20 protein-coding genes and 2 riboswitches are annotated in these 20,521 nt (G+C 41.1%); of the genes, 16 read left to right on the forward strand and 4 right to left on the reverse strand.

From position 1 onward, the window contains the following. Positions 1–118 precede the first annotated feature (118 nt). Positions 119–162, forward strand: a riboswitch (PreQ1 riboswitch). Positions 163–425: 263 nt separating this feature from the next. The 8 genes from queC (at position 426) to NST12_RS05475 (ending at position 6,771) form a co-directional block, all read left to right on the forward strand. Then, positions 426–1,088, forward strand: a complete 663-nt coding sequence (queC, locus tag NST12_RS05440) for a 7-cyano-7-deazaguanine synthase QueC (RefSeq protein WP_371836618.1) — start codon at positions 426–428, stop codon at positions 1,086–1,088. Beyond that, positions 1,088–1,519 (forward strand): 6-carboxytetrahydropterin synthase QueD, encoded by a 432-nt coding sequence (gene queD, locus NST12_RS05445; protein ID WP_048623003.1) that lies wholly within the window; start codon positions 1,088–1,090, stop codon positions 1,517–1,519. Before queC ends, queD begins: the two co-directional genes overlap by 1 nt. 1 nt (position 1,520) lies before the next feature. Next, the gene (gene queE, locus NST12_RS05450) at positions 1,521–2,249 is read left to right on the forward strand and encodes a 7-carboxy-7-deazaguanine synthase QueE (RefSeq protein WP_048623004.1); all 729 of its coding nucleotides are present in this window, start codon (positions 1,521–1,523) and stop codon (positions 2,247–2,249) included. A gap of 30 nt (positions 2,250–2,279) precedes the next feature. Continuing rightward, positions 2,280–2,777, forward strand: a complete 498-nt coding sequence (queF, locus tag NST12_RS05455; protein WP_048623005.1) for a preQ(1) synthase — start codon at positions 2,280–2,282, stop codon at positions 2,775–2,777. 129 nt (positions 2,778–2,906) lie between these two features. Further along, the gene (locus tag NST12_RS05460) at positions 2,907–3,572 is read left to right on the forward strand and encodes a haloacid dehalogenase type II (RefSeq protein WP_048623006.1); all 666 of its coding nucleotides are present in this window, start codon (positions 2,907–2,909) and stop codon (positions 3,570–3,572) included. Between the two features lie 245 nt (positions 3,573–3,817). Further along, positions 3,818–5,068, forward strand: a complete 1,251-nt coding sequence (locus tag NST12_RS05465; protein WP_156179222.1) for a right-handed parallel beta-helix repeat-containing protein — start codon at positions 3,818–3,820, stop codon at positions 5,066–5,068. A 320-nt stretch (positions 5,069–5,388) separates the two neighbouring features. Then, entirely contained in the window at positions 5,389–6,378 is a 990-nt protein-coding gene (locus NST12_RS05470; protein ID WP_048623007.1) for a sucrase ferredoxin, read from the forward strand. A gap of 192 nt (positions 6,379–6,570) precedes the next feature. Continuing rightward, a complete protein-coding gene (locus NST12_RS05475) occupies positions 6,571–6,771 on the forward strand; it encodes a cold-shock protein (protein ID WP_003355029.1) in 201 nt (66 codons plus the stop codon). A gap of 509 nt (positions 6,772–7,280) precedes the next feature. Here the strand turns inward: NST12_RS05475 and NST12_RS05480 are convergent. Both NST12_RS05480 and NST12_RS05485 read right to left on the reverse strand, forming a co-directional pair. Then, a complete protein-coding gene (locus tag NST12_RS05480) occupies positions 7,281–8,444 on the reverse strand; it encodes an IS256 family transposase (RefSeq protein WP_048623008.1) in 1,164 nt (387 codons plus the stop codon). Positions 8,445–8,530: 86 nt separating this feature from the next. Next, on the reverse strand, positions 8,531–9,343 hold the full coding sequence (locus NST12_RS05485) for a protein-glutamine gamma-glutamyltransferase (protein ID WP_048623009.1): 813 nt from the start codon (positions 9,341–9,343) through the stop codon (positions 8,531–8,533). A 702-nt stretch (positions 9,344–10,045) separates the two neighbouring features. Between NST12_RS05485 and NST12_RS05490 the strand changes: the two genes are divergently transcribed. From NST12_RS05490 to NST12_RS05525, 8 genes are all read left to right on the forward strand, one after another. Further along, positions 10,046–11,194: a M20 peptidase aminoacylase family protein gene (locus NST12_RS05490; RefSeq protein WP_341100547.1), complete on the forward strand. Its 1,149-nt coding sequence runs from the start codon at positions 10,046–10,048 to the stop codon at positions 11,192–11,194. Between the two features lie 439 nt (positions 11,195–11,633). After that, entirely contained in the window at positions 11,634–12,737 is a 1,104-nt protein-coding gene (gene menC / locus NST12_RS05495) for an o-succinylbenzoate synthase (protein ID WP_048623010.1), read from the forward strand. A 98-nt stretch (positions 12,738–12,835) separates the two neighbouring features. Continuing rightward, positions 12,836–13,041, forward strand: a riboswitch (cobalamin riboswitch). Between the two features lie 133 nt (positions 13,042–13,174). Then, the gene (locus tag NST12_RS05500; RefSeq protein ID WP_048623011.1) at positions 13,175–15,241 is read left to right on the forward strand and encodes a DUF4430 domain-containing protein; all 2,067 of its coding nucleotides are present in this window, start codon (positions 13,175–13,177) and stop codon (positions 15,239–15,241) included. Continuing rightward, positions 15,234–15,812, forward strand: a complete 579-nt coding sequence (locus NST12_RS05505) for a class D sortase (RefSeq protein WP_048623012.1) — start codon at positions 15,234–15,236, stop codon at positions 15,810–15,812. Before NST12_RS05500 ends, NST12_RS05505 begins: the two co-directional genes overlap by 8 nt. Then, on the forward strand, positions 15,809–16,684 hold the full coding sequence (locus tag NST12_RS05510) for a DUF4430 domain-containing protein (RefSeq protein WP_003355020.1): 876 nt from the start codon (positions 15,809–15,811) through the stop codon (positions 16,682–16,684). Before NST12_RS05505 ends, NST12_RS05510 begins: the two co-directional genes overlap by 4 nt. Beyond that, positions 16,681–17,568, forward strand: coding sequence for an energy-coupling factor transporter transmembrane component T (locus NST12_RS05515; protein WP_048623013.1), 888 nt, complete (start codon positions 16,681–16,683; stop codon positions 17,566–17,568). Before NST12_RS05510 ends, NST12_RS05515 begins: the two co-directional genes overlap by 4 nt. Continuing rightward, positions 17,541–19,196, forward strand: a complete 1,656-nt coding sequence (locus NST12_RS05520) for an ABC transporter ATP-binding protein (RefSeq protein WP_048623014.1) — start codon at positions 17,541–17,543, stop codon at positions 19,194–19,196. Before NST12_RS05515 ends, NST12_RS05520 begins: the two co-directional genes overlap by 28 nt. Further along, on the forward strand, positions 19,178–19,864 hold the full coding sequence (locus tag NST12_RS05525) for an ECF transporter S component (protein WP_048623015.1): 687 nt from the start codon (positions 19,178–19,180) through the stop codon (positions 19,862–19,864). Before NST12_RS05520 ends, NST12_RS05525 begins: the two co-directional genes overlap by 19 nt. A 211-nt stretch (positions 19,865–20,075) precedes the next feature. Here the strand turns inward: NST12_RS05525 and NST12_RS05530 are convergent, their stop codons facing one another. Beyond that, a complete protein-coding gene (locus NST12_RS05530; RefSeq protein ID WP_255287989.1) occupies positions 20,076–20,207 on the reverse strand; it encodes a hypothetical protein in 132 nt (43 codons plus the stop codon). A 40-nt stretch (positions 20,208–20,247) separates the two neighbouring features. Beyond that, positions 20,248–20,493 (reverse strand): heavy-metal-associated domain-containing protein, encoded by a 246-nt coding sequence (locus NST12_RS05535; protein WP_003355015.1) that lies wholly within the window; start codon positions 20,491–20,493, stop codon positions 20,248–20,250. Positions 20,494–20,521: the final 28 nt, after the last annotated feature.

Raw genomic sequence — 20,521 nt, forward strand, 5'->3', positions numbered from 1 at the left:
AAGACAAATGAATGGATGGATCCTGATAGTAGTCGAATCTATAAAAATGTGCTATAGTAAACAATCAGAATGATGAATGATCATTTGAACAACTCCATAAGAAATCCGTGCATAACGCGCGGGAGAGGTTCGCGAACTCCCTCTATAAAAAACTAAGGAGAGACATCCGGCCAGGAAACAATGTCCGGGCTGCCGTTCTGCATGTCTGTCAAAGCACGTTTCCCTTTAGTTCGTACGAAATGGAAAGGTGCTTTTTATTGATTTGCTTTTTTTTAGGAACGGCAGGTCAGCAGTTTGTTTCTCTGCTGATAATAGTGGGAGATTGCGTCTTTCCATTGCGCAATCTCTTTTTATTATGCCGGCGATTATATTGGAATTCGTGAACCCTAAACAACCAATTTATATAAGAAAAGGTGAAGATCATGTTGAATGAGGAAAAAGCGGTTGTGGTATTCAGCGGAGGACAAGATAGCACAACATGCTTATTTTGGGCTTTGAAAAATTTTCAAGAAGTTCAAGCGGTGACTTTTGATTACGGACAACGTCACCGAAAAGAGATAGAAGTGGCAAAAACGATTGCTGACGATCTTGGAGTGAAGCACACAGTGCTGGATATGTCTTTATTAAATCAGCTCGCTCCTAATGCACTGACTCGTAAAGAGATTGAGATTGAACAAAAAGAGGGGGAACTCCCAACCACTTTTGTGGACGGCCGAAATTTGTTATTTCTATCGTTTGCTGCGGTGCTGGCAAAGCAATCGGGGGCTCGCCATATTATCACAGGGGTTTGTGAAACGGATTTTTCCGGCTATCCTGATTGCCGGGACGTTTTTATCAAATCCTTAAATGTGACGCTTAACTTAGCAATGGACTACGAATTTGTCATTCATACCCCGCTGATGTGGCTGAATAAAGCTCAGACTTGGGAGCTCGCTGATCAGTTAGGAGCGCTTGATTATGTGCGTGAAAATACATTGACTTGCTATAACGGTATTATGGCCGACGGTTGCGGTCATTGTCCGGCCTGTAAACTTCGCAAGCGGGGATTGAACGAATATTTATCTAAAAAGAACGGAGGTAGTAAGTAATGCTACAACAAATTTATCCGCAAGTGCAGCATGATTATACGTACGAATTAAACAAAGATCTGCAATTTGCAGCTGCCCATTTCATTCCTCATCCAGATGCAGGACAGTGCCGTAATGTACATGGCCATACGTATTTTGTCAATATAACGGTTGCAGGTGACGAGTTGGATGATTCCGGATTTTTGGTGAACTTTCAAGCGTTGAAAAAAATTGTTTCGTATCCATTTGACCATACACTTTTGAATGATCACCAAATGTTCAGTGAAAAACAGCCTGAAAACTTTCCTTCCACCGAAGTAGTGGCACGAAAAATATACGAAATGATACAAGCTTATTTGGACACATTGCCGAACAAGCCAAAATGCTTGCAGGTGTTCTTGCGCGAAACACCGACCAGTTATGTAGTTTATCGGCCGAAGAGAGGGAAGTAATATGGCTAAGAAGGTGCCTGTATTAGAAATATTCGGCCCGACCATTCAAGGAGAAGGCAGCGTAATCGGTCAAAAAACAATGTTTGTCCGAACGGCCGGCTGCGACTATTCATGCAGTTGGTGCGATTCTGCTTTTACGTGGGACGGATCGGCAAAAGCAGACATTCGACAAATGACGGCGGAGGAAATATGGAAGGAACTCAAACAACTGGGCGGTGATTGTTTCAGTCATGTGACGATTTCCGGAGGCAACCCGGCGCTCATCTCTGGCCTTTCAGAATTCATTGATTTGCTGAAAGAGGAAGGAATCCGTATAGGTCTTGAAACGCAAGGGAGCCGCTGGCAAGATTGGTTTTGGCAAATCGATGATTTAACGATTTCACCGAAGCCTCCTAGTTCAGGGATGAAAACCAATTTTTTCGTGCTGGATGACATCGTGAAAAAGCTTCAAGCGAAAAACCACCAAACTTTTAGTTTAAAAGTGGTAATATTTGATGATCGTGATTTTGATTATGCTGTCTCCGTCCATCAACGCTACCCCTCTGTTCCTTTTTTTGTCCAAGTAGGAAATGACGATCCAGCTACGGCCGATGATGATCAGTTGATTAAGCATTTATTAACAAAAATGAAATGGCTTGTAGAAAAAATTTCTGCATCGGCTGAAATGAATGATGTTCGGGCACTGCCGCAGCTCCATACTCTTTTATGGGGAAATAAACGAGGGGTTTAAACAAAAAAAGTAGAAAAGGAGGAAGCCGAAATGGCAGGAAGAAATGAGGAAGAATTGCAAGGAGTCACGTTGTTAGGCAATCAAGGAACAAAATATGTATTCGACTACGCACCAGAGGTTCTCGAAGTATTTGACAACAAACATCCGAACCGCGATTATTTTGTAAAATTCAATTGCCCGGAATTCACAAGCTTGTGTCCAAAAACGGGCCAGCCGGATTTTGCTACAATATATATTAGCTATATTCCCGACAAAAAAATGGTCGAAAGCAAATCGTTGAAGCTCTATTTATTTAGTTTTCGCAATCACGGAGACTTTCATGAGGATTGCGTGAATATTATTATGAACGATTTAATCGATGTCATGGATCCACGCTATATTGAGGTTTGGGGAAAATTCACTCCACGGGGCGGAATCTCGATCGACCCGTATGTCAATTACGGACGTCCCGGTACAAAATATGAAAAAATGGCTGAATATCGATTAATGAATCACGATTTATATCCTGAAAAAATCGACAATCGCTAATATTTCGCTCTCTGCGGAACTTCCGCAGAGGGTTTTTTAATGGATCCGGCTGCTTTTTTACCATAAAATTTAAAAAATCATTTTAAATTTTAGAATATTAAGTTTATTATTCTTAAAGGGGGGAGAAAAATGTCTAAATCCGTAAGAGCATTTATATTTGATGTATATGGTACTCTTTTTGATGTACATTCTGTGAAAGAAGCAGTGGAAACTTTATATCCTGGAAAAGGTGAGTCTATTAGTCAGACTTGGCGGAAAAAGCAAGTCGAATACTCGTTTTTGCGTCAACTCATGGGAACATACCGTTCTTTTTGGGAAATAACAAAAGATGCTCTCCGCTATGCCTTGAAAGAAAATGAACGGAGCATACCGTCTGAAATTGAGGAATTTTTAATGGAAGCTTATTTGCATCTTACTCCTTTTCCCGAAGTCCATGAAGTTTTGCTTCAATTACGGAACAAGACTCTGGCTGTGTTTTCAAATGGGTCGCATGATATGCTAGATCCATTGATCGATCATTCTCTATTTGGCGAACTTTTTGATGATGTCGTCAGCGTTGATGAAGTAAAACAATATAAACCAACTCCAGCCGCCTATGATCATACATTACATACGCTAAAAGTTTCACGAAAAGAAGTATTGTTCATTTCCTCAAATGGATGGGATATCTCCGGTGCAAAAAACTTTGGCTTTCATACTGCATGGATAAATCGGAACAAGTTGCCGATAGAAGAGTTGGATTTACATCCGGATGCAATATATGAAGATTTAACCGGTATTTTGGAATGGATATAAAGAAGAATATAGTAGCCCCCCTTTTTTTAATGTGTTCTTTTTAAAACTGGATTTTTTGAAAAATCCCAATAGAATCCGTTGCGCCCTTTTTTTAAAAAGGGCTATTTTAGTTTCACTCTTTTGACCAGCTTGTACATATGATGAACTGAAGACAGTGATCTGTCTTTCTTAATAAGCAGTTGGTATTTTTATCTAATTTATGAATAATATATTTGATCAATTAAGCAAGAAAGGAGGGAAATAAGATGGCAGGTACAAAAACATTTGTAAACACGAGCCCGGCCACTTTACAAGTTACTCTTTTTATTCGTGAAGGAAATGACCCGCTAAGTCAAGATGGGACGGTTTCTTTTGTCCTTGATCCGGGAGAAACAGAGGTCGTTGCCTTTGGAAACGCTCAAAACTCTTTCCTGAACGGAATTTCTTTGTTTACTATTTTTGCAGGAGATCTTTATAGCAAAATTCAATTTGTAACCGTAGTTGGAAGTGAGCTTGATAATCTTCTTAATACTAATGATGTGATTACAATCACAAAGGAACTAACCGATTACGTCTTATCTGGAGGCAACAGCAGTCTAGATGCAGTAAATAATGCTCTAACAGTGGCTGAGATGCGGGCTGCTCTTGAAAATCCACAATTGGGGCTTGATCTTACAGCATACAACAGCCTAACAGAGGCACAAAAAGATCAAGCAGCCGGAACCGTATTAACGAATCGACCCGTTTCAGGATATCCTACCGTGGCAAGTGTACAAGAAGCTCTTAATCATGCAATAGATCAAATCGTAGATCCGAACAATATATTTGTTCTTGCAGGCTCAGTAGATGGAAATGGAAGCAGAGCGAATCCATTTGGTAGCATTGTGGAAGGGATTGCAGCCGTAAATCCGGGAGGAACGGTCCATGTATTAAGTGGAACATACCCTATCACCACTCAAATTGCCGTCAATAAGGAAGGGATTACTTTAAAAGGCGAGCCAGGAACATTGCTTGTATTGCAGGCCGATCTTATTCCATTGTTAATTTTATCGAATAATACGACGATTGATGGTTTAACCATAACGAGTGATACTCCTTACCAGAAAGAATTCATCCAAGTTGCCGGAACGAATACAAGGTTGATGAATAACACAATATTCGGTCCTCCACAAGCATTGCCAATGTCTGACTGGGTAGTGAATCGGGCAGTAGTGCCTCAGGTTAATGTAACGAATTTAATAGTTGAAAATAATACGTTTTATTCGTTGCGGACAGGTATTTATATCAATCCAAATGTAACGGGTGCTATGAATAATAACGTGGTTTATAATACAAAAGGTGGTTTTTTAGTGGATCGGGCATTCACGACATTTAATGGTAATTCATGGGGAATCCCGGCAAATGAGTTTGATATTGTCTTGCTAGCTGGAACTACAACAGGACCACCATACGATGATTTGGCTGCCTTAAGTGCCGAAAATAATCATGCAACCATTTCGGACCAAAGATCACAATAAAGTTTAAAAAACTGCAAGGCATTATTTCCTAATTAGAATTCAGGTTAAGTGGTAGTAAGTAGAGCTTTTTTTGTCCGGAATGAATAGTTAGGGTTTCTTGATATGACTTTGTTTTTACACCGTTCGTACGTGACGGTGTTTTTGTTTTGTGAACATGAAGATTGTTCATAATTAAGATTCTCACAGATCATTAAGAAAAATGGGCCCATACATTTGCAAGTTACATCTCCCTATCATTAAACTAATGATAGGAAGAAAGAATATTCAAGTGTATGAAGAAAAAGGTCATTAAGTTGAAAAGCAAGGAGACGATGCAAAGTATGTTAGAAACAAAAACAAGCCCGAAAGAAGCAGATCTACATGACTATTGTTCCATCGTAGCCAAGACCAATGGAATTGATCCAATCGGTTCAGCTCCGGTTCATCAGCGCTATATTTTGGTGGAAACGCCATTTCCATGGACAAAAAAAGTAGAACAGTCCCCAAAAATGAATGAAAAATTGTTGGAAGTATTAAAAGAGGCGGAAGAGCAAGAAAAAAGTTTCCGGTTTTTAGCGTTTCATTCGGATACTCTCCCTTCTCCTGATGGGTATTCGCGCGTCTTTTTGTTTGAACGACCGGACTCTTTTTTGGCTCATTATGAAAAACGGGAATATTTGCTTCCGAGTCAAAAAGTTCACGAGTTGGTGCGAGGTTTTTTAGCCAATACCGCTTCTTTAGAGAAATTTGATGAGTACTTGCAGCCTTCATCCCATATCAGAGAGCTGTTTTTATGTACACAAGGCAGCCGCGATCGGTGCTGTGGAAAGTTTGGCTACGAACTGTATAAGGAAATTCAGGAACGTCTTTCATTAAATCCTGATTCTTGTTTACGCGTATGGCGTTCCAGTCATTTGGGAGGCCATCGCTATGCGCCGACTATGCTTGACTTGCCGGAAGGACGCTACTGGGGCCATTTGAATCCAAATCAACTGGATGCTCTATTGTTCCGGAAGGGTGCATTTTCTGATCTAGCCGGTTCTTACCGAGGCTGGGGAGTTATTTCTCCATTTGAACAAGCAGCAGAGCGGGAAGCCTTTTTGAAAATGGGCTGGGATTGGATAGAAATGATGAAACAGTCGAAGATCGTTGAAAAAAGCGAGAATACGGCTCGGGTACGAATTGATTATCATTCACCAGACGGCCAACAGCAAGGAACTTATGAAGCTGATGTAAAAATTGAAAGAACGATCAAAGTTTGGGGATGCGGGGCAGAACCGAGCGATGTGAAACAATATAGAACGACTCGATTGGATAAAATGAATCATTAATCCGTTTCAATAGGAGCCGTGGAGAGCACGGTTCATTTGCGGTCCTACATTGATTGCGACGATTCCGTTTGTTCCGTAATCGATGTAGGGCCTTTTTTTGGCAGAAAAAGAATATTTTATGGATAAGTGAATGTTTTTTCTTTTTTTGGAGAAACTAAATAAAGAATGAATTTATATGTTGGAGGTTTTAATATGGAACGAGGCACTGTTAAATGGTTTAATGCTGAAAAAGGATACGGATTTATCGAATCTGATAGTGGATCCGATGTATTTGTTCATTACAGCGCCATTCAAGGAGAAGGATATAAGACGTTGGAAGAAGGACAACAAGTGGAGTTTGAAGTGGTTCAAGGAAATCGTGGACCTCAGGCAGAACATGTAGTCAAACTATAATGAGGATGAATCAGGGGGTGACTTCGTTATAGTCACCCCTTTTTTCAATGAAAAGGATTATAACCTGAATGAAAAACGATTCTTTCGCCGTTTAGCATCAACCAAACCACTCTGAAGAGATCATCTAAACGTAACAAAATGAGGTCAACCTGATTCTTTTCCATTTAAATCAATGTTCACATCTCATCCAAAGTCATGAGTTTGATCGACCGCTTGCCATCCATTCAAAATTTTTGCCGGGAACCCAACTTCTTTCCGAAATGAACAATGAAGAGTTTTGGACAGTTGTAATAAAAAATTATAAAAGATAAGTTTTCGAACCTATTTTAGAAATGATTAGATTGGAAAAAAGGTACCGTCAAGAATTTTGTGTAAGAGAGTATTCTCAGATACGTTTTTTTAATCTTGGAGGAGGTGTTTAGTTGTCTTATATGAGACTGAATATTCAGTCTCATATAAGACAACTTAGTCTCCCTAGACTCTGTTCTTCATGAACAAAATTTGGTCTTTCAGTATCTTTCTTCAAACATATCTTGAAGTGCCTTGTATGCCGTAGAAAACCCTTTAAGTTTTCTAGTGGACCATTTTTCATTCAAGTCCTGTACCGTTAAGAACGTGATTTTTTCTGCTGCTTCAATACTGGTTAAGCTGTTCATCGTTTTGAGTCGTTTACGTATATCTTTAATCGTTCGTTCAATCGCATTGGTCGTGTAGATGACACTACGAATACTGGTCGGATATTTCATGAATGTTAGGAGGACATCTAAATCTTGTTCCCAAGATTGGACTTCTCTAGGATACTTTTTAGACCACTTGTCTTTAAACTCATGAAAGGCTTGAATGGCTGCGTCTCTTGTCATCGAACGATAGATCAGCTTTAGGTCTTCAGCCACTTCAAATTGGTCTTTTTTCCTTACCTTGTTTAACGTATTTCTTACTTTGTGGACCACACATCGTTGAACATCGGCTTTCGGATAGACGGCTTTAAAGGCTTCTTCAAGACCTGGGAGTCCATCAAAAACACCAAGTAAGACTTCATGAGCACCGCGTGTATAAAGGTCTTGGAGAATCTCTTGCCAGCCATGCGCGCTTTCTTGACCTCCAACGTAAAAGCCAAGAATTTCACGATAACCTTCTTCATTGACACCAAGAACAACGTAAATGACTTCTTTGGCATACGTATCACGACGAACTTTTATATAAAACCCATCAAGATACAACACAGAATACCGTTTGTTTAATGGACGTTGTTGCCATTTTTGAATATCCTCCAACGCGGCATCTGTAATATGACTAATCGTGGTAGGAGAGTAGGTTGAACCAAGAATTCTTTCGATAAACTTCCCAATTTCTCGAGTGCTCATCCCACTTTGATACATTTTAATAATCGCCTGTTCCAGCCAGCCGTCTTGACGTTGATAAGGCTCAAACAGTTGAGTCTGGAAATCCCCGTTGCGATCTCTTGGAACCGTAAGAGCTTCTATTTTCCCGTACTTTGTATCAAGAGTACGGTGATAATAACCATTTCTTGAGTTTTGAACGTGTTCCTGTTCCACTTGGAGGAAATTTTTGATTTCTTCTCTCATGATGAATTCAAGCTTTTCTTGAACAAAATCTTTTATCATATTTTCCAGTTGATTTGCGAAATCTGAGTTGAGTATACTATTACTCATAAGGTAGGGTATCTCCTTTCAGTTTTGTTTGGTCGCAAATCTGAGAATACCCTGCCTTTTTCTTTTTTTCTAGTAGAAAAATTTGCTTACACAAAATAATTTACATCATCGGAAAAAAGGCTGGAATGCTGGTGCACGTGGTGATGATCACGATTTACTTTTGGTTTGTAAGGAAGTAAAGACCGAAAATTCAGGCGAGTGATTTGATTGGTTAAAAAAGCGGATTGATTGGGATTTTGCTTTCTTTTAGTATTTAATATATCAATGATTCTTTGCCTGGTTGTAATCCCGATTCCATGTGCATAATAGAGACGTTCATCCAATACGATCGCATTTTCTCCTTGCCATTCCGGAGTATTAGGATCATGATCAGGATTGATAAAATAAACGCAATCTCCGGGTAAAAAATCCGTTCCTTTATGACTGCGGAGATCAAGATCTTGGTCATATTGCCAATCGTATAGATAAAGATTTGAAAAAAGGAGATTAAACTGTTCTTTATCAATGATTTCCAAAACTGCTTTATAAAAGACGATCACCATGGCTGTAGCACATTCAAAAGCATACTTTCTGCCGTTACGGAAGATGTCTTCAATCGCAGTTTGGGGCAAAACATTAGTTTTGAGGGCAAAGGCGCCTTTTTCGGTAAGCGTCCAATATTTTTCGTTGCATTTAGATGTACTAAAAGTGGCAAAATGGACACCGCTTTTATACAACCGTTTAGCCGCTTGAATGATTTGAAGTCTAATCGCAAGTTCAAATTCAAGTTGCTCCTTTGTTTCATACTCATAAACCGTACTGTATTTCCCCATTAATTGAAGGATTGTAGATGCTTCATTGGATAAAGTCCCCAGATCCATTTGGCTGAAATCTTCTAATTTTTGATTAATAATGATCAATCATAACCTCTCCTCGTTTTAGAGAATCGGAATAAAGGAATGAAAAAAATCGCTATACTGCATATAGTTTAATTATTTATATGAATGATCGAAGAATAATGATAAAATTTGTTCCTGTGGAAAAGGTTCAATAAATCTGAAAATAACCTTAAAATGTTGATATATCGGGGCACTATCTTTTAAAAAGGATGTGTAACAATATTTAATGCTCGTTTTCAAATGATTTAAGCAGAATGATGAAAGGATGATTTTGAAAATTAGAAAAATTTGATTTCTAATACATTCAATCAAGCAAAAGAGATCGTTTGGAAAATCCGAAAGGCTAGGATGACGAACGAATTCATCAATAGGTGAAAAACGAAAGAAATAATTGATTCCAACCTGAACAAAGGTTCTGAGTGAAGAAGCTCTTTGAAAAAAATCCGTTTCCTATTTCGGGAAAATTCAAAAATTTGCTTGTACATAGAATTAAAGAAGCTGTATGAGAAGAATAAATCTTGATGGACCATAAGATAAAAGAAAACAGGAAATCATGGATTTTCGGCGCTGGAAAAGACGCATAATAGTTTGTTTTTATAAAAAATCGTTTGTGCACTCGCATTCTAAACAAAGTATCGGGAGAAAAACGTATAGATAACGTTTTAAAATCGGATGGATGCTTAAATGATAAAATGATGATTCGCATGGGGAGAAGGTGTGGACGTGAAAAAAGATTTGGAGGTTTTAAAGCCTGTTGTTCACCAGCTGTTTGACTATTTCCATCATCATCCGGAAAAAAGCTGGCATGAGTTTGGAACGACACGCTTTATTGCTGAACAGCTGAAAACATTCGGCTATCAACCAAAAACGTTTACGGATTGTACGGGAGTTGTGGTAGAATTCGGCCAAGGGAAAAACGGAATATGTGTCGGGGTCAGAAGCGATATGGATGCTTTATGGCAAGAAAAAGACGGAATATGGCAAGCCAATCATTCATGCGGCCATGATGCCCACATGGCCATTGTTCTTGGCGTGATGCTTTTGTTCAAAAAAATAAACTATAGTCCTCCCGGAAAGTTGATGTTTCTCTTTCAGCCTGCAGAAGAAAAAGGTACCGGGGCGCTGAAAATGATTGAAAAAGGCGTTATTGATAGCTTGAACTATTTATACGGCATTCATTTGCGGCCTATTCAAGAACTTCGCTTTGGTCAGGCTTCACCAAGTATCAAACATGGCGCATCAGCATTTCTTCAAGGCAAGATTCACGGAGAAGATGCTCATGCCGCCAGGCCTCATTTAGGGCAAAATGCCATTGAAGTTGGAGCCGCTTTGGTTAACGCTTTGAATCAAATTCATTTCGATCCCCGAATCCCTTATTCTGTGAAGTTGACAAGTTTTCATGCCGGCGGGGAAGCGGCAAACCTCATTCCGGGAAAAGCTTCTTTTCGAATGGATATTAGAGCACAAACGAACGAGGCTATGCAGCAGCTAATGGAACGTGTATCGAAAATATTCCAATCATTAGAAATTCAATTTGGCGTTAAGATCCACGCTAAAATGGAAGCCGATGTGAAAGCTGCTTCCATCCATCCGGAAGCAGAAAGAATCATGTCCAAAGCGATTGTCCAAACATTGGGAGAAGAAGGGCTGGTTCCTGGCATGCTGACAACGGGGGGCGAGGATTTTCATCATTATACTTTCCATAAACCAGATTTAAAAGCTACGATGCTCGGACTTGGCTGCGATCTGCGTCCGGGGCTTCATCATCCAAACATGACCTTTCAAACGGAAGCAATCTTTACCGGTATCGAAATATTGGCTAATGCAGTGATGCGCACGTTCGAACTGTCGGATAAGGACAAGGCCGGATGAATGGTATAATGAAAATCGATCGTTTCTAATAAACTCACAATCCGACAACGGGCCCAAAATAGTGATGAAAGCTTATTCATCAACGGAATATCGGTATACCTGTCAAACTTTTTGAATGGACGTGTTTTTCAGTATCTTTAATGTGGTAACGAAATAGGATCGTTTCTGTTTTTTCCTGGGAAATAATTGATAGGATTTTACGATGATGGTTGGATCTCTGTTTATTCACCTAACCATTACAATTTGCTATATCGAGCGATCCTAAGCGGTCATGAGCTGAAGAAAATCATTGGCGCAGAAATTGTCATCAAACAAGACTTGTTAATTTAATTATGTTCAGTCGGGAATGGTTGTAATGAAATTTGTAAGAATGCAAAAGAATCAGTTCAATTTACCTGCTGGTTCCGAATGTGCAACGATATAGAAGGGGATGACTTGTATGATTATTGAAAAAATAAGCATGCGCCATATGAAAATGAAAATGAAACTTCCTTTTGTCACCAGTTTTGGCATCATCCAAATGAAAGATTTCATTTTAGTTGAGGTGCAAGATGAGAGCGGGAATATAGGTTGGGGGGAATCCGTTGCCTTTAGCGCACCTACCTATACTGAAGAAACGTTTCAAACCAACTGGCATATTTTGGAAGATTTTTTAATCCCCATGATAAAAGGGCGGGAGATTTCTCATCCACATGAAGTAAATTCGATATTTCAGCCGATTCGTGGTAATTATATGGCAAAATCCGCTATTGAAACGGCCATTTGGGATTTATATGCAAAGCGTTTAAACAAACCGCTTTACCAAGTGATTGGGGGGAAAAAGCGACAAATAGAGGTTGGTATCAGCCTTGGCATTCAAAAATCCATCGATGATTTGCTGGAAATGATCAAAAACTATGTGGAACAAGGATATAAAAGAGTGAAAGTGAAAATCAAACCTGGCTGGGATGTAGAAGTGATCAGACAAATCCGTCATTATTTTCCGCAGCTCCCTTTGATGGCCGATGCCAACTCTGCTTATCGTTTGGAAGATGTTCCTTTATTGAAACAATTGGATGACTTTCATTTAATGATGATTGAGCAGCCGTTGGCCCACGATGATATCGTCGATCATGCGTTGGTTCAAAAGGAACTGAAAACGCCGATATGTTTGGACGAAAGCATTCATAGTCTTGAAGATGTAAGAAAAGCTGTTGAACTTGGAAGTTGTCAAATTATTAATCTGAAAATCGGCCGCGTTGGCGGATTAGGAGAGTCTATCAAAATTCACGATTTTTGCAAAGAACATCACATTCCGCTTTGGTGTGGAGGAATGCTTGAAGCAGGAATCGGCCGGGCCCATAACGTTGCCATCACTACTCTGGATCAATTTACTTTGCCAGGGGATACGGCTGCCTCATCTCATTATTGGGAACGTGATATCATTCAACCGGAAGTGACCGTCGAGAATGGATGGATTCATGTCCCTGAAAAACCCGGGATTGGCTATGAGCCAGATTTCGAAGCGATTGATTCTTTTACTTGCCACCAAAAAGTTTTTTAATGGATGTTAGAAAAAATGATTGTTTGGCAAACCATTTTGTCATTTTTTGTCCGTTTGACAGTTTACACTTTGATTGGCTATGATAAATTCAAATACAATTAGTTAATAGGAAAATAGGTTGGCAAAAGCCGTGCTGTCGAGCTCTTGCCATGAAAAGGGAAGTCCGGTGAAAATCCGGCGCGGTCCCGCCACTGTGAATGGGAGCTTTCTAAATGGTTTGCCACTGTTTGCTGTTTTGCAGATGGGAAGGCTTTAGAAAGCGATGATCATGAGCCAGGAGACCTGCCTATTTTTTCTTGCGACGTTATACCTACGAGGATAGGGTGCGTCAGTTTGTTGCTGGCTATTTTTGTTTTTTTTTGGCACCCTATCTCGTTAGGTGTGCCTTTTTCTTTTGGTTATTTTTTATTATTACATATCGTTGAGGAGGGGGATTTGTGTTTTCTATTAAAAAGATAGCTGTCACGGCTTTAATGTCTATTTTCATAATAGGCCAATTGGCATTTGGTTTTACTGCTTTCGCGTCGGAACCGTCAAATAGCAGTATAACGGCTGAACAGCAGCAATCAGAAGTAGGAGTGACCATCATCGGGGACAATGGTCCGATCTTGCAAACAACGGCGGTCGATGTCCCTTCTGGAAGTACGATTTTGGACGTTTTGCAAAAAGCAGCCCTTGAAAACCATCTTTCGGTCGAAACGAAGGGAAGCGGTGAAAACGTTTATGTAGACGGTATCAATGGTTTACATGGAGGCGACCGCGGACCGGCTAGCGGCTGGATGGTGTATGTCAACGGGCTCTCCATTCCTGTCAGTGCCGCTGTATATCAAGTGACCAACCATGATCACATTCAGTGGGAATACACGACTGATTATACGAAAAATCAGAAAGTAGATGCCAGTTTAACGATCATCGGGAAAGATGGAAAACCTTTTGTTTCGAATGTAAAAAGAACAACCGAAGGCCATGCGACGGCTTACGATTTGTTAAAATCGATTGCGGATGATCAAAAGATTCCTCTTGATGTTACTTATAGTAAAGACTTTGGTTTTTACGTTCAAAACATCGGAACAGAACGGCTTGAATCTCATGATACATGGGGGCAATATTGGGCATTTTATGTCAATGGCCAAATGGCTTCCGTCGGTGCATCGTCCTATGTACTGCAACCGGATGACAATATAACTTTTAAAGTCGAAACGTGGGGAACGAACGAATATAACGGAAACAACGGGAATAATGAAAACAATGGAAATAGTGGAAATAACGGAAATACCGGAAATGAAGGCAGCGGCAATGGTCAAAATGGATCAGATGGGTCCAATACATCGCCGGTAAACGAACCAAATAAGGTCAGTGAAAACGAAATAAATGACATTTTAAAAACGACGGTGAACCATATTCTTCAATCGGGAGTCGACAGTCCGTGGGAGGCTGTTGCCATTCGTCAAGCCGGAATGAAAGTTCCTGCATCTTATTTGAATGACATAAAGCAACAAGTGATAGAGACAAAAGGAGAGTACCGGAATATTACCGATTATGAAAGAGATGTTATTGGTATAACGGCTGCAGGAGGAGATCCTCGCGATATAGCAGGATATAATTTAGTGGAGAAAATCTACAACAGTGACTATTGCGAAAAAAACGAAAGCTGTCCAATGACTCGCCAAGGCACAAACGGAATCTTGTATGCCTTAATTGCTTTGGACAGCGGAAATTATCCAGTTCCATCAAACGCTAATTGGACGAGAGAAAAGTTAAAGAAACGCATTTTAGAATTACAGGAAGCGGATGGCAAGTGGACGCTATATAACGGCCAAGGTTCACCTGTCGATATGACCGGAATCGCAATCGCTGCTCTGGCTCCTTATAAGGATGAACCGGAAGTGGCTGCCGCTATTAAACGAGGTGTCGATTGGCTGTCTGCTGAACAGAAGGAAAATGGTGGTTTTGCAGATCCTCAACTAGGGGAAACAAGTGAAGCAGCATCCGCAGCCATTATAGGTTTGACAGCAGCAGGAGTTGATCCTCAAGGTGCTGCATTTACGAAAAAAGACGGCAATTTGTTGAGCTATTTGATCCGTTTTTATAATGGTGCCGGACAATTTCGCCACACGGCAACGGGTGATGCAGATGAAGTGGCAACCGAGCAAGGTGCCGAGGCGATGGTCGCTTATCAACTTTTTGCTGATGGAAAAGGTTCCGTTTATCGGATGGCACAAAATCCAAATCCGGCGAAAGAAGGGACCGACAATACCCAAACGAGCAACAATCCTAATTCAGAATCAAAAAATGAGAACAGCGGTCTCGTAACGAACAATTCAAAAGAAAAAAATGATCACGATCAATCCGGATCCAAAACTTCACACCCTCCTTTGGGCGGCAAATTGCCGAATACTTCAACGAATATCTATAATCTTCTTTTGGCAGGAATCATTCTGATCATAGCGGGTGTTCTGTTATATGTTTATAACCGGAAATACCGGGAGAGAGGCCATGATTAAAAAGATCTCTCTTTTGTTCATTGCTGGGGGCTTTCTTTTCATTGCCTGCGCTGGATGGCAGAAGCTGAAAATGGATGCGGATCAAAAAGATGCGCTTCGAAAAGCGGAAAAAATTGTGCATTCTGAACATAAACAAGGATCTTTTCATCCTGTGCGCGGAGAAGTCGTGGGTACTTTAGAGATACCAGCCTTAAAACGGAAGCTGCCGATTGTCGAAGGAGCTTCTCCGGAAGATTTAGAAAAAGGGGTCGGCCATTATTCAGCTTCTGCCTATCCGAAACAACATAATCAAATTGTTCTTTCCGGCCACCGGGATACGGTGTTTCGACAAATAGGAACGCTGAAAAAAGGCGATCAGTTGATCATTCGATTGTCGTACGGATCCTTTTCTTATACCATTCGCCGCATGAAAATTGTGGACAAGGACGATCGTTCTGTCATTCATTCCACCGCGCCGACTGAGGAGTTAGTTTTAACGACATGCTACCCATTTCGTTATGTGGGAAATGCACCGAAACGTTATATCATCTATGCTTATCCGGAACATTTTCAAGGGGGTGACGGTAAATGAGAAAATGGAAAAATGCGTTCTTACTACTATTCTCTTTTTTGTTGATCTTGTTTACGGCAGGCTGTCAAAAGGATGAAGTCGTGCCTCATTCCAATAACGACCATCATAACGCAGCGGCTGTTCAGTCATCTTCGGACAAAACATCTTCAGACGGTAAAGAAAAGGAGATAAAAACTTCCAAAGAAGATCATAATCAAAATAAAGATCAAACTGCAGATGCGGAAAAGTCGTCCCATTCGGCCGCAGATTCGTCCAAAACCAGCAATGAAAAAGAAACAAAGTCGAAATCGACTGATTCAGCTGCAAAGTCAAAAAACGGATCGTCCAATGCCAATGCGGAGAAAGAGAATAGCAAAGGGAACAGCGAACAAAAATCAACGGCTGAAAAGAGCAATGCGACGACAATCCATACTCCACAAGCACCAAAGAGTCAATCGACTGTGAAACCGGAGCCGGCCAAAAAACCATCTTCGAAACCAGCCGCAACGCCTGTTCCAAAACCGGCCCCAAAATCGGCCTCAAAACCGGTTAACAAACAAACGGTAACGGTATCGATTCGTGGAGATTCACAAACGGGAACCATCCTTTCCCCCACTAAAGTACCGTTGCAAAATGGGGATACGGCGTTGGAAGTGACATTGCGAATCGCCAAGCAAAAGGGCATTCCGGTCAGTATACGCGGCAGTCATTCCACGGCTTATGTGGAAGGAATTTCGAATCTTTATGAATTTGATCATGGTCCGTTAAGTGGTTGGACGATAAAAGTCAACAATAAGTACGTTTCTCGTAGTGCAGGTGCTGTCGCCGTCAAGGCGGGGGATGTGATTCAATGGATTTACACGAATGACTATACAAAGGATACACAACCATGAAAAAAGGAATTCATTCTTACCATCCATTCGTTTGCTTTCTTTATTTTGCCGGGGCGATGGTGTCTGCCATGCTTTATCAGCACCCAGTCTTTTTAGCGGCGGGTGCTGTGCTCTTTCTCATATTGAATATTTTGTTGGACTCCGGTAAGACGGTGCGTAAATGGCAGGGGATGATGATCACCATTCCCGTATTTTTTTTGATACTCAATCCATTGACGAATCACCGCGGCAGTCATATTTTCTTTTATTTCGGCGCAAATCCCGTCACGTTGGAATCGTTTTTGCAAGGATTGATGCTTGCGCTTACTTTATTTAATTTAATGGCGGCTTTTGCCGCTTACAACCAAGTGATTACGGCGGAAAAATTTTTATTTTTATTTGCGAAATGGCTCCCGCAATGGGCCCTGTTGGCTATGCTGGCCATGCGGTTTGTTCCGCTCTTACGAAGAAGGCTTTATGAAATTGAAATGGTCCAAAGAGGAAAGGGACAATCTGTCACAGAAGGCACCTTCATACAAAGAGTAAGAAATGGTCTGGAATTCGTGCAAATATTGTTAACTTGGTCGCTTGAAGAGGCAATTCAAACCGCCGATTCCATGGCAGCAAGGGGTTATGGGATTCAGAAACGGAGCCGTTATATTCCTTTTCGGATGAAGGGAAAAGATTGGTTTGCGATGGTTTATTTGCTTGTTTTCGGAACGGCAGTGGCTTTTGGATGGTGGCTTGGGGACGGCGTGCTGGCAGTCTATCCGATTTTGGAACCACTATTATTGCAAGGCAGAGAGTGGTTTTTCCTGCTCATGTTCGTTATGTTTGTAGGGTTTCCAATAGGAATTCAAGTAAGGGAGGCACTGCTATGGCGTTATTGGAAGCGAAAAATTTAACTTTTACGTACCCGGATGCACCAGAACCTGCTCTATCTGATATCACTTTTACAGTAGAGCCGGGAGAATTTATTCTCCTTTGCGGCCCTTCCGGTAGCGGAAAGTCCACTCTTCTGCGTTTGTTAAAGCGAGAAGTCCGTCCGCATGGAAAGATAGAAGGGGAGTTGTTTTTGGACGGATGTTCTTTTATGAAAGTTCCGGCCAAACAAATGGCACAAGAGATTGGCATGGTTTTTCAAGATCCGGAAAATCAAATCGTTATGGACCGGGTGATGGAGGAGTTGGTTTTTGGTCTTGAAAATTTGGGATATTCAACGGAGGACATGCGAAAGCGAATAGCCGAAATGGTTCATTTTTTTGGCTTGGAAGGATGGTTGGAGCGAAAGACATTTGAATTGTCAGGCGGCCAGAAACAATTGGTCAATCTTGCTGCTGTTTTGTTGTTGCATCCGCGTATTCTTCTTTTAGACGAACCTACTGCTCAGCTTGATCCGGTGGCTGCAAGTGAATTTATGACCATGCTCCGGAGAATGAATGAAGAATTTGGACTTACCGTCATCATCGCGGAACATCGCTTGGAGGAATTGTTTTCACTTGCAGACCGCGTCATGGTTTTGGAAAAGGGCAAAAAGATTTATGATGCCCCATCGCGTGAAGTCGTTTCTCAATTGGCAAAACATCCTTCTTCTCAGATCTATCCCTATCTTCCCAGCCCGGCCCGCCTATATTTAGAACATAGTCAAAAGCCTGCCTCAGAAAGCATTCCGCTGACAGTAAAAGAAGGAAGAAAATGGATTTCGACCCTGAAAGGGACCTCCGTTCCCACCCAGCCGTTTCAAGAGGATATTACAAATAAAAAACCTTTGTTGGCTTTAAAAGGAATTAATTTTCAATATGAAAAGGAGACTAGACCAATACTGGATCAATTGTCGCTTTCCGTGTATGAAGGGGAGTGGCTGTCGGTAGTTGGAGCGAATGGATCGGGAAAATCTACGTTGCTGAAAGTCATGGCCGGTCTCCAAAACCCGCAGCGTGGTGCCGTTATCTTTAATGGAAAGAAACTGAAAAAGCCAATTCCATCAGAAATTGCTTTTTTACCGCAAAATCCGAAACTTTTCTTCCTGCAGGATACAGTGGAAACGGAGTTAGAGGCCATCATCGATAAGCACCAAATTCAACATGGAAGAGAAAAGATGGAACAATTAATGGAGATGTTTCAATTGACGCCTATTAAAGACCGTCATCCTTATGATTTAAGCGGAGGAGAAATGCAAAAGGCGGCTCTTGCCGGTGTGATGCTGATGAATCCGCGACTTCTGCTTATAGATGAACCGACAAAAGGATTGGATCCGGAAGCAAAACTTCAGTTTGGGAAACTGTTAAAAAATTTAAGGGCTAATGGGGTTACGATTGTAATGGTTACTCATGATATTGAGTTTGCTGCTCAATACTCGACTCGCTGCGCCATGCTGTTCCAAGGAGAAGTAACGATTACCGCTCCTACTAAAACGTTTTTTCAAGGAAATACGTTTTACACGACTGTTGCCAATCGGATTTCCAGGGGCGGACGTGTCCCGGAAGTGTTAACGGTAGAGGAGGCTCGAGAAAAATGGCGCTTTCTAGAATGATTCTCATCCTGTTAGCGGTTATTTTATTTGTGATTCTAGCCTTTTTGCCTTTATCGGTACAGCGCCATTTTTTATGGATCAGCGTGATTTTTATGATCGGCACGTTTCTTCCTTTTGTCATTCGCTTTGAGAGGCGGAAAGCAGCCGGACGAGAGCTGGTGTTGTTGGCGGTTTTAGGAGCGATTGCCGCAGTAAGTCGGGTTCCGTTTGCTCCTCTTCCAAGCGTTCAGCCTACCACGTTCGTCGTGATTGTCACCGGGCTCGCGTTTGGACCAGAAAGCGGGTTTGTGGTCGGCGCACTCGCAGCACTCGTTTCCAATATGTTTTTAGGACAAGGCCCCTGGACGCCTTGGCAAATGTATGCTTGGGGTATGATCGGGTTAACGGCAGGTTTGATGCGACGAACAAGGCTGATGAAAAATACGGTTGGCCGCTGTGCTTATGGATTCGTGGTGGGCATTCTATTTGGATGGGGTATGAATCTCATGTATGTCGTCTCTGTTATGAACCACATCACTTGGCCGCAAATAGTAGCGTATTACAGCGCCAGTTTTCCATTTGATTTGGCTCACGGGCTTTCCAATGTCTTCTTTCTGGCTTTATTTGCAAAAAGCTGGATCAAAGTTCTACAACGTTTTCAAAAAAAATACGGCTTATTGGAACAATAAACCAATAAGCCGCATGGATCATGTCGAAGGGGATTCAATAAAGATTTTTCTTTCATACGGATCCCGTCAAGCGTTTTTTAGAGGAAAGAGGCTTCCAGTTAAGAAGAAGGTTTCCTACCGTTATAGAACATAACAGGCTGAAAGAAAAAAGAAGGGATGATCTACCTCCATTGAATTTTATCCATTACGGAGGTTGGCCATCCCTTTTTCTTTATAGTTCTTCAGGATCCAATGTCATTTTTCGATCATTTGCACAGTCTTTGCATACATCTAAAATATCATATTCCCATTGTTCATCTTCCACTTCTTCTTTTCTTCCGCATATTTCGCAAATTCTAGGCATCAAGGCATCCTCCTTATTGATGAACATTTTTACAGTGATCTCATTGAATATGGTCGGGAATGTCAGGCGGCTGATGTTCCATCATCTGACATTCAAATCCGTTATCGATCATGGCTTGTCGAAAATCTTCCAAAGTGGCTGCATTTTCATCGAATGAGATTGCAACGGTTTTTTTCTCGGCATTCATTTGAATATTTCGTACTCCCCACACATCGTGAAGCACTCTGCTTACCGTATCCTTATCTGATTCTGTCATATTTGGAATGGAAATCATGCGTGTAATCAATCTTCTCACCATCCATGGCCAAAGTTTT

This window comes from Bacillus sp. FSL W8-1127 (assembly GCF_038006725.1).
GTDB classification, from domain to species: Bacteria; Bacillota; Bacilli; order Bacillales; family DSM-4216; genus Bacillus_O; species Bacillus_O smithii.

Coding starts and splice junctions, on each gene's coding strand:
- NST12_RS05510 (WP_003355020.1), top strand. CDS start 15,809: ATGAGAAAATGGAAAAATGCGTTCTTACTACTATTCTCTTTTTTGTTG.
- NST12_RS05480 (WP_048623008.1), bottom strand. CDS start 8,444: ATGAGTAATAGTATACTCAACTCAGATTTCGCAAATCAACTGGAAAAT.
- queE (WP_048623004.1), top strand. CDS start 1,521: ATGGCTAAGAAGGTGCCTGTATTAGAAATATTCGGCCCGACCATTCAA.
- NST12_RS05525 (WP_048623015.1), top strand. CDS start 19,178: ATGGCGCTTTCTAGAATGATTCTCATCCTGTTAGCGGTTATTTTATTT.
- NST12_RS05530 (WP_255287989.1), bottom strand. CDS start 20,207: ATGCCTAGAATTTGCGAAATATGCGGAAGAAAAGAAGAAGTGGAAGAT.
- NST12_RS05465 (WP_156179222.1), top strand. CDS start 3,818: ATGGCAGGTACAAAAACATTTGTAAACACGAGCCCGGCCACTTTACAA.
- NST12_RS05475 (WP_003355029.1), top strand. CDS start 6,571: ATGGAACGAGGCACTGTTAAATGGTTTAATGCTGAAAAAGGATACGGA.
- NST12_RS05515 (WP_048623013.1), top strand. CDS start 16,681: ATGAAAAAAGGAATTCATTCTTACCATCCATTCGTTTGCTTTCTTTAT.
- NST12_RS05470 (WP_048623007.1), top strand. CDS start 5,389: ATGTTAGAAACAAAAACAAGCCCGAAAGAAGCAGATCTACATGACTAT.
- queF (WP_048623005.1), top strand. CDS start 2,280: ATGGCAGGAAGAAATGAGGAAGAATTGCAAGGAGTCACGTTGTTAGGC.
- menC (WP_048623010.1), top strand. CDS start 11,634: ATGATTATTGAAAAAATAAGCATGCGCCATATGAAAATGAAAATGAAA.
- NST12_RS05505 (WP_048623012.1), top strand. CDS start 15,234: ATGATTAAAAAGATCTCTCTTTTGTTCATTGCTGGGGGCTTTCTTTTC.
- queD (WP_048623003.1), top strand. CDS start 1,088: ATGCTACAACAAATTTATCCGCAAGTGCAGCATGATTATACGTACGAA.
- NST12_RS05520 (WP_048623014.1), top strand. CDS start 17,541: ATGGCGTTATTGGAAGCGAAAAATTTAACTTTTACGTACCCGGATGCA.
- NST12_RS05460 (WP_048623006.1), top strand. CDS start 2,907: ATGTCTAAATCCGTAAGAGCATTTATATTTGATGTATATGGTACTCTT.